The 8,954-nt window shown below is 52.2% G+C and carries 6 protein-coding genes; all 6 read right to left on the bottom strand.

The annotated features are described in order from the left end of the window. Positions 1 to 16: 16 nt before the first annotated feature. Positions 17 to 3,340, bottom strand: a complete 3,324-nt coding sequence (locus C7H09_RS12275; RefSeq protein WP_106763081.1) for a type I restriction endonuclease subunit R — start codon at positions 3,338 to 3,340, stop codon at positions 17 to 19. A gap of 147 nt (positions 3,341 to 3,487) precedes the next feature. Further along, a complete protein-coding gene (locus C7H09_RS12280) occupies positions 3,488 to 3,853 on the bottom strand; it encodes an RNA-binding domain-containing protein (protein WP_240616575.1) in 366 nt (121 codons plus the stop codon). Positions 3,854 to 4,049: 196 nt separating this feature from the next. Further along, complete coding sequence (gene rhuM / locus C7H09_RS12285) at positions 4,050 to 4,454, bottom strand: RhuM family protein (RefSeq protein ID WP_240616576.1); 405 nt, start codon at positions 4,452 to 4,454, stop codon at positions 4,050 to 4,052. A gap of 148 nt (positions 4,455 to 4,602) precedes the next feature. Continuing rightward, entirely contained in the window at positions 4,603 to 6,351 is a 1,749-nt protein-coding gene (locus C7H09_RS12290) for an ATP-binding protein (RefSeq protein ID WP_106763084.1), read from the bottom strand. A gap of 1 nt (position 6,352) precedes the next feature. After that, entirely contained in the window at positions 6,353 to 7,204 is an 852-nt protein-coding gene (locus C7H09_RS12295) for an SIR2 family protein (protein ID WP_106763087.1), read from the bottom strand. Between the two features lie 265 nt (positions 7,205 to 7,469). Beyond that, positions 7,470 to 8,888 (bottom strand): IS1380-like element ISPsp9 family transposase, encoded by a 1,419-nt coding sequence (locus tag C7H09_RS12300; RefSeq protein WP_076611315.1) that lies wholly within the window; start codon positions 8,886 to 8,888, stop codon positions 7,470 to 7,472. Between the last annotated feature and the right edge of the window lie 66 nt (positions 8,889 to 8,954).

The raw sequence follows: 8,954 nt of genomic DNA on the forward strand, positions 1-8,954 counted from the left end.
ATCTGGTTATACCCGTTCAAGCACCGTTTAACCCCACTCGAGTGATCTGAACAATCATCTCAACAACCTTCTTGGCCTGATCCATGCCGCCGCCAATGGCTTTGCATTCCTGGAACATGCGCGGCAGTAGCTTTTTGCGAATATCGGCTTCGATGTTTTGCGGATTGATGGAGTTTTCCGCGACAGAGGTTTCTACCGCCTGGTCAATGTCAAAGGCCACTTTGACCCACTTATCTTGAACTTGCTGGTCGAGCACAGAAAGAGCTTCCGGCAATACCTTTTTGAATACACCAAAATAGGCCTGAGCATGGCGGTTACCGGCAAAGGCATCAGGTATGTCGTTTAAGCGCCTGTCTTGAACTTGCTCTTCAAATTCACGGAACAGCATGTACTGCTTCAGTGGGTGGTCGAATAGCTTTTCGGCCTCTTCAATGGCCTGGCGCAGCAGCTTGGAAAACGCTTCCTGTGCATAGGGATCGTCCCGCAGCTCCTGCTCAATCATACGCGTTACGCGGGTTTTGATAATGTCGGTTTCGTTGCGGGTTTTATCTTCGCTCCAGTCTTCTGGCTGTTGCTTTTGCCCCATCTTGCCTACTTCATACACGCCACCGGGCTCTTTAACCTCAACTCCCACCACATGCTTATCCAGCAGCTTTTTCACCTGTTCGGCGTATTCGTCGTAGTCAATCTTCTCGCCCGCATCTTGTTGCACCAGTTGGCGCAGACTGGAAAACTGCTTCACCGTTTCTTTGTAGTGGCGACGATCCTGGTCGCTAAAGCTCTTGTCTTCAAAGAAGGTGGCCGATTGCAGCGCAATCTTCAAACAGCTGGCGAAGGCCGTGAGGGCTTCGTAGAAGTCCTCACGTACTTTCAGGTGCACATCCACCAGCTCGCCCTCTCTGTCTTCAATCTTCGGCACCAGCACCTGACGCAATTGCTCAATATCGTTCTTGTTTTTCACGCCATCGAATATGGCCCACAGCTGCTTATAGAGCTGTGGCAGGCGCTTGTACTCGGTACTCATCTGGTTATAGAGGCCAGCAATATCATTAATGTCGTAACCGCCCTGAGTACGGGAGGCCAGATCCTGATATTTCTGAATGGTGGTATCCAGTTCGGCCAGAATGCCGCGATAGTCGATGAGCAAGCCAAATTTCTTCTTCGGGTGCAGGCGATTTACCCGCGCAATGGCCTGAATCAGATTGTGCTCTTTCAGTGGCTTGTCGATGTACAGTACCGTGTTTTTCGGCTCATCGAAGCCGGTGAGCAACTTATCGACCACGATCACAATCTTCAGTGAATCATCTTTGTCGAAGCGTTCGATAATATGTTTGGTGTAGGCCTGTTCATCCCCAGAACCAAAGAGAGCGCCCACGTTGTCTTTCCACCACTGGGTCACTTCCGGTGTGGTGGCCTCATCGACAGCGGTATTACCTTCACGGCTATCCGGCGGGCTCATCACCACCGCAGATTCAAACAAGCCTGCCTCGTCCAGATACTTTTTGTACTTGATAGCAGAGGCCTTGCTGTCGCAGGCCAATTGGCCTTTCAAACCTTCGTCGATGTTCTTTACGAAGTGGTTGGCAATATCCAGTGCCACCAAGCGAATGCGGTCATCCGCACCGTATACCTGGCCTTTTTTGGCAAACTTGCGCTTTAAGTCAGCTTTTTGCTCGTCTGAAAGACCTTCGGTAATGCGCTCAAACCAACTGTCGATGGCGCGTTCATTCACATCCAGATCGGGAATGCGTTCTTCGTACAGCAGTGGTGTCACCGTCTGGTCTTCTACGGCGCGCTGCATGGTGTAAGCGTGCACAATGGGGCCAAACTTATTGGTGGTCTTGTCGTCTTTTAACAGTGGTGTGCCGGTGAAGGCGACAAAGGCAGCATTGGGCAGCGCCTGCTTCATGCGGATATGGTTTTCACCACCCTGGCTGCGGTGGCCTTCATCAATCAGCACAATGATGTCAGAACTGTGGTTTACACACTCCGGCATTTTGGTGGCGGTATTAAACTTCTGGATCAGCGAGAAGATAATCCGCTCAGTGCCTTTGCCAATCTGTTCAGCCAGGCGTTTGCCAGAGGTGGCCATCGCCGCTTCTTTGTCTTTCCTACCGGCCAGCTCACCGCCAGAGGCAAAGGTTTTGCTCAGCTGGGTTTCCAGGTCTACCCGGTCAGTCACCACCACAATGCGGCATTGCTTCAGGCTCTCGTGAAGGATCAGTGCCTTACTTAAAAACACCATCGTGAATGACTTGCCCGAACCCGTGGTATGCCAAATCACACCGCCCTCACGCCCTCCGGTGCTGCTGCGGGTATTGATGCGCTCAATCAGCCGCTTGATACCAAATACCTGCTGATAACGGGCGACGATTTTGCCAGCCTTTTTATCGAACAAGGTGAAGTAACGGGTCATCTCCAGCAACCGGGCAGGGCTTAACAAGCTGATCAGCATTTGATCCTGGCCAGTAACCGCAAGCTCCCCCGCAGCGGTCAGGCTCTGATACCAATCCAGATCTTTTGCCGGGCGGTGGCTGAATAAGCCTGCCAGCTGCTCATCTTTGAGTTTTGTATTTTTGATGGCGTACATCTGGCTATCTGCGATGTCTTCTTCACGCCAGGCAGCCCAGAATTTAGCGGGCGTGCCGCAGGTACCATAACGGCCTTCGTTGCCGTTTATGGACAGCAGCATTTGGCTATAGGCGAACAGTAGCGGGATTTCATCATGGCGCTGGTTACGCAGGCTTTGCGAAATGCCCTCGTCAATGGTGGGGCCTCCCCCTTTTCCAGACCGGGCCTTGCCATCCGGGCGCTTCGCCTCAATCACAACCAGAGGAATACCGTTTACAAAGCAGACAATATCGGGTCTTCGCTTGTCTTGAAATGAAGAGCCGACGCCGCCCGAGCGGGTAACGGTAAACTCTTCGGTAAACACAAAGCTGTTGTTGGCCGGGTTCTGCCAATCAATCAGCGCAACCGTCGGGCTGGCCTTTTTACCATCCACAAACTCAGTGACGGAGATGCCATACAGCAGGTGGTTGTACAGGCGTTCGTTGGCCGTTAACAAGCCTTCGTTAAGTGCAGGGCTGCACACCTCGGCAATCAGGTTGTCGATAGCCTTTTCAGACAGCGGGTAGCTGTTACCGGCAAAGGTAAACGTGCGCTTTTGAAGCTCACCGCGCAGCACCTGGCGTAAAACCACTTCATCGGCTTTACCACCACGGGCAGCTAACGCGAGTTCAGGGGAGAGGAACGACCACCCGAGGTTGGTCAACAACGTCAGCGCCGGTAACTTGGCGCTGTATTCTTCCTGAAACTTCGGGGCATGGGGTTCAGCCATCAATATCAATTCCTTGTTGTTTCTATTGCGGGCTTTGAGAGAGAGCTCCTTCAGAGCTTGCCGTAATCCGGCCCGGCTGGCAGCTCCCGTGTATCTGAATGCAGCTCACCTGTATTTACAGAAGGGTCACCTGTATTTGCGCCAAGGTCACCTGTATTCGAGCTTTCCGCTGCAAATAGGGGAGATCCCCTTTCCGTGGCGGACGGCCAGAGCGTCCAGCGCCTCAGATGGTACCGTTTGTTCAACGTGCTCACTGCAGTTGGCCTGTAAGTTACCAAGCAGCTTATCGGTGTTATCAACACCCGAAACATAAAACTGGTTGTGCTGTGCATCCGGCTCACTTACACCCAGCAGCAAATAACCACCACCCAGCCCGGGCTCGTTAGCAAAAGCACACACAGTCTGCATCACCGAGCTACCTATCTCGCTACCACGTTTGGCTTCAATGCGCGGGCATTCATCCAGTTGGCGCAATTGTTCCAGTAAGGATTCCGCAGAGAAGTCGTTTGGCATAACTGGCCCCTGTGTTCTGAATAGGTACTGCCAGAAGCCTGGCACTGTATTTTTCCTGACATCCGGGGGCTGTTTGGATAGTCATTCCGGCCCTTTATTTCTTTGGTGGCTGCCAGTGCAAAAATTTCCGCACCCGAAGGCGCATGTCGCTCATCGCTCACTCGCCCGGATATCTCGGATGCGTTCGAGCAATTCGTCAAAAATAGTCCGTTACCGCTGAGGCAGCCACAGGTAGATTTTTCAGGCGCGCGTCGTCAATCGCAAAGCCTTTTGTCAGATAATCGCCCAAGGTGCGTGTTGCCCACTGCCGAAATTGGGTACCACAGGTCGAGCGAACCCAGTAGCCCATGGCAATAATCAGGGGCAGCGCGTAGAGCTGTGTCAGATACTCTTTGCCATCAGCGGCAGTTGTAAACCTGGAGTTGACAACTGCCGCTTCAGCCAGCCCCCCGTCTGACAAAACGCCCTTCACATGCTTGCTGATGTTCTGTTTTCTGGTCTGGTACAGCTCCGCCATTTCCAGCTGGGTCAGCCATACCTGGCCACCCAGCTCGCGTAGTACGAACTGAGATTGGCCATCGTCGGTGGTGTAGAGGATCACGTCATTTTTTATGCCGGTACCTATCACCCTGTCTGAGCAGGAACCTCAGCACTGGTCACTTGGCACTACATTCTTCCTGAAATTTGGGTGTGTATTGTGTCATTCGTTATCTCTCTTCAACGCCTGATACCCGAGGTGCAGCTTCAGGTTAGGGTTTCGTTCTATTTTGTCGGCGCATGTTTTCTACAGCCAATGCAAAATCGGCATTGGTAGCGTCTTCTTGCCAACGAGACCAGAAATCAATTGTTGCGCTCAGTGGCTTTTCAGCAGGAGGATCAATTTTTATTCTACTCGGCAGTAGTACCGAGTCTCCTACAACCATGGCTTCGCCAACATCCATGATGGGTAATGCTTCTAAGAGGCTTTCTAGGCTTTCTGGTAGTAATTTTCGAACAGTTGCTTGGTCATCCGCGTTTGTTAAACGCAATGAAATGATGTTGTTACACTGGCTTAGAATGGTGGCACTTACATCTGAAGGCCGTTGGCTCACAATCATGAGTGCAACGCCGTATTTTCGACCTTCCTTAGCTATCTTCTCAAATGCTTCGACCGCTCTGCGTTCAACTGGGTTACCTTCTTTTCTTGGCAGATATAGGTGAGCTTCATCGCAGACAAAAGCAACTGGTCTGCGGCTATTCGGATCAGTCCAGAATTGAACCTGATAGATAATACGAGCAACCAGTCCAATGATGACTGGCAGTATGTCAGCAGGAACCTCTGAGAAGTCGATTACTTTTATGCTTTGCTTTTGATTGCCAAAACCCATCAGTTTTTCAGCAATCATGCTCAACGAACCGTATTGATTGAATTTTTGAGGGCTTTTGAAAAGGAATCCGTAACGCCGATCACTTAGCCGGCTTCTAATTCTCACCAAAAGTCGCGAAAATTCACCATTGAATGGCCCGCTTTTGTCCCCCTTGCCATCAGCGCGAGGCACTCTATGGTCTTCATTGAGAAACCTTAGTTTTTCTACAACATCTTCAATTGAAAAAGGGATCGGACTATCTAACGTGAATGACTTTAATAAATCATTGCGTCCATTTTCCTCTAAAAATGCTTTCTTATTTTCCGTAATTGCATCTTGCACAACCACCACTTGGTTATGTGCACTGAACTCGCTGCGATCAACGAATAATGATTGAATCTCTTCCGAATTAAGCAACCAGTACGGCAGAAAGAGCAGTGAGTCATCATCTGCGTCAACCTCATCCGGCCCAGGTACTCTCAGCTGCTTAGCATAAGAAAGTTCCTTGTACTCACCATGCAGGTCGAATACAACAAGGTTTGAAGAAGGTAGCTGTGAGCTTCTTTCCAAAATAGAGGCAACCGTCCATGATTTACCAGAGCCGGTACTGCCAAGCAAAGCGGCATGCCGCTGGAAAAGCTTATTGCCATCGACATAAGCCCGTGCTTTTTCATTAAGCTTATAAGAGCCCAGTTCCAGTGAGTGTTCTCCATCACCACACTCAGAAATCACACGCATGAATTCTTCTAGATGAGCGTCTTTAAGCACGTAACAGGTTGAGTCAATTTCAGGGACGTGATCAAGTGATCGTGAAAACTTATATTTTTGAACGATTGCATCCCAGCGGGCTGCACCCATCAGCGTGATCTTAACTGTATTGACTACGCTATCTTCAAAAGCGTCTATCTCGTCAAAATCATCTTCAGCTATTTCCTGTGTAAGTGGCTGAGTGACTACCGCTTTGATGACTTTATCAATCATGCCAATCAGCCAACATTCAGTTGCACCGCTAAGTTGTACGGTTACAAGTTGTCCAACTCTGGCTTTACGTAGATCTTTATCACTGTTAACCAGAATGGTTACTTTTCGGGTGTCAACTTCACGGATGTTGCCAAGTGTGTAGCTGTCATCATTGAAAGTAAAAAGTGCCATGTTACCCCCCTAAAAATTCGTTGGTAAAAGCGTCAAAACGCCATAATTCCTTATCATCAATATGTAGCCAGTTTTCATACTTTGAGTTGTAGATCCTACTTTTGTCTGAGTCAGCCTGTTTGCAGATGAGCCACATGTTCGGACATTTGCCTAGCCACTCTTCAATTCTCGGGTTTGAATCCCGAGTAATCACCAAAGCACGGCATTGGTCTTGTTCAAGCTTTTGCCTAAATGCGTTGTTAACAAGCTGGGAATCGTTAAAGCCAAACCCTAAAAATAGGAAGCTAGTATGGTTTCCGACAGCTATGTCGTACTCGGCTAACTGTGCTCTGTCCTTGTGTAATCGTTGATATTTGGCCGTACCTGGAGTGATCATGGCTCGAACAACGCCACTAGGTTTGTTGAGTATCCAGCTGTTACATTCAATAAGCTGGGCTTCCCATTCAAATGTATTTAACGAACCGTGCGGCTTGTGTAAGCGAACATGTTTACATTCAACAACTCTTGGTGGCTGCCTCGGTCTGCCAAGACCTTTCTGAATGGATTGAACTGACTTTTTTGCTTCACCCCAATCGTAGCGACGAAGGAACCCACCGTGAAATCCGGTAATGTAGGGAATCTTGTGCCGAATTAAGGCGTATTCAGCCAGCAAATCGTAATTTGGCGTAGCGACGTGAAGTTGTTTATCAGCCTGCGGCAAAGCTTCAACCAGCTTTTTCAATAGCGAGCCAGCAGGCCAATCGCATGAGCCAGACATAATTGAGTGGGCGTAAGCATTATCGTGGTACGCAACAAAGCTGGCAGTAAGTTCGACTATTTGGTTGGTCAGAACCTCATCTTTGATGAAGTCCATTGCAGATTCAAAATCATGACTACCAACATTAACCCGCCTTATTCACGAGGGCGCTGATTGAGCGGTCTGAAGGTACTGGCTGTTGGCATTGCTTATCAGGATTCGCATCTTCAGCGCGAGTGGCTGTTGAGTAATGCCAGAACGCAGCCCTTTTCCTACTTACTTATAGCTCTTTGGAATCAATTGCGACCGTCCAAGCAGCCGTGATCGCCGACCGCCGCTCCGGTCGCTCGCTTTCTGATGCTGTGGTGGTCTCGCAGGAGCGTCAGCTCAGTGCGGTCAGCTTCGGCAGCCCCTTCAGCAGCGTCGGCCACCACTTGTCGGCGGCGGCCCCCAGATGAACGGTGATTCGCCGAGCGTGCAGCCTCAGCGTGGCGGCGACCTTCAGCACCTGCTCGCGCATCCGGCTGAGGCTCCAGCCTTGCCGGGTCTGCCGCTCCAGCAGGCAGCGCAGGCCATGCAGGACCTGGTAGGCGTAGAGACTCAGTAGCAGACTCACTTCGTTGCGGGCCATCACCTCTTGAACGGTGGAAGCGCCGCGGTCGGTCGAGGAGAGATGCACGTCGAGTGCTGATTTCACCTCGCCCATGTGCGCCTCGGCGCTGCCGCGCTTGCGATAGAGTGCTAGGACCTTCTCTGGCGGCCAGTCGAACTTGCTGAGGTTGGTGACCAGGAAGAAGGCATGCAGCAGCAGGTCATCGGGGCGTTCCTGCACCACCAGCACTACGCGCCGCGGTGCCGACCAGGAGCCGGCTTGGTACTCCAGATCGTGGCACCACTCGCGAGGCTGCTCGGGTGGCCGGCCGGGTGGCCGCTTCAGGAGCGGTGCTGCCAGCTTCTGTAGACCGGTGTGACTGCGCAACCGGCCCAGGTATTCGATCTCCCGATCCTCCAGGGCCTCCAGCGTCGCGTTATCGGTAAAACCGGCGTCGATGCGCACACGAACCTGTGCCCCGGTGCTCTCGTTGAGTCGTCGTACCAGATGCGGGATCCAGGTGTCGGCGTTCTCTGCCGGGCCGGCGTTGCCCTCGCGCAGCAGGCCGCCCACCATGTCGCCGGTCTCCGCCAACGATGCGACCAGCGGCGAGTAGATGCGGGCCCCGTAAAGGCCATGATAGGCCGACCCGCCCTGATGGCCATGCACCTCGATCGGCAGGCCATCGATGTCCAGCGTCAGCTGTTTGGGACGTTCACCGTTCTGCAGCGAGGTCAGGCGCCAGACCACCAGCCGCAACAGGCCTTCGTGCACGGCATCGATATTGTCGTTACGACCGAGGCAGCTCAGCAGCCGCGACAGCGTGGCTTGAGACGGCCGGTCCTGGACCAGGGGTGTCATGCCGCGTGCATCGCTGCAGGCCAACTGCCAAAGCGGGTCACGGCGCAGCGTGTCGGTATCGCTGAGATCGATCCAGCCCATCGCACGCTGCAGCACCAAGGTACGCAACTGGCTGGCCAGCGAATGACGGATGCGCAGCGGGTGGCGTCGATCGACCAGATTGTCTTCCAGCGCCTCGATCACGCCGCTGTTGTCGAGGGCTTCACGCAGCAGCAGGGCGCCGCTGTCGCTGGTGGTGCGCTGGCCGCTCAGCTCAACACGGACAGAGCCGTTGCATGAGGGCGTCCAGGTGGATAGGCTTTCACCCATGGCGAGTGGTCCTCTTGAATCGTGTTCTGGCAGGAACATCCTGATTCTACAAGAGAAAACCTCTCGCCATCTTCGTTTTCAGGTCGGCCTCATGAATAAGCCGGG

Source organism: Marinobacter fuscus (assembly GCF_003007675.1).
In the GTDB taxonomy this organism is placed as follows: Bacteria; Pseudomonadota; Gammaproteobacteria; order Pseudomonadales; family Oleiphilaceae; genus Marinobacter; species Marinobacter fuscus.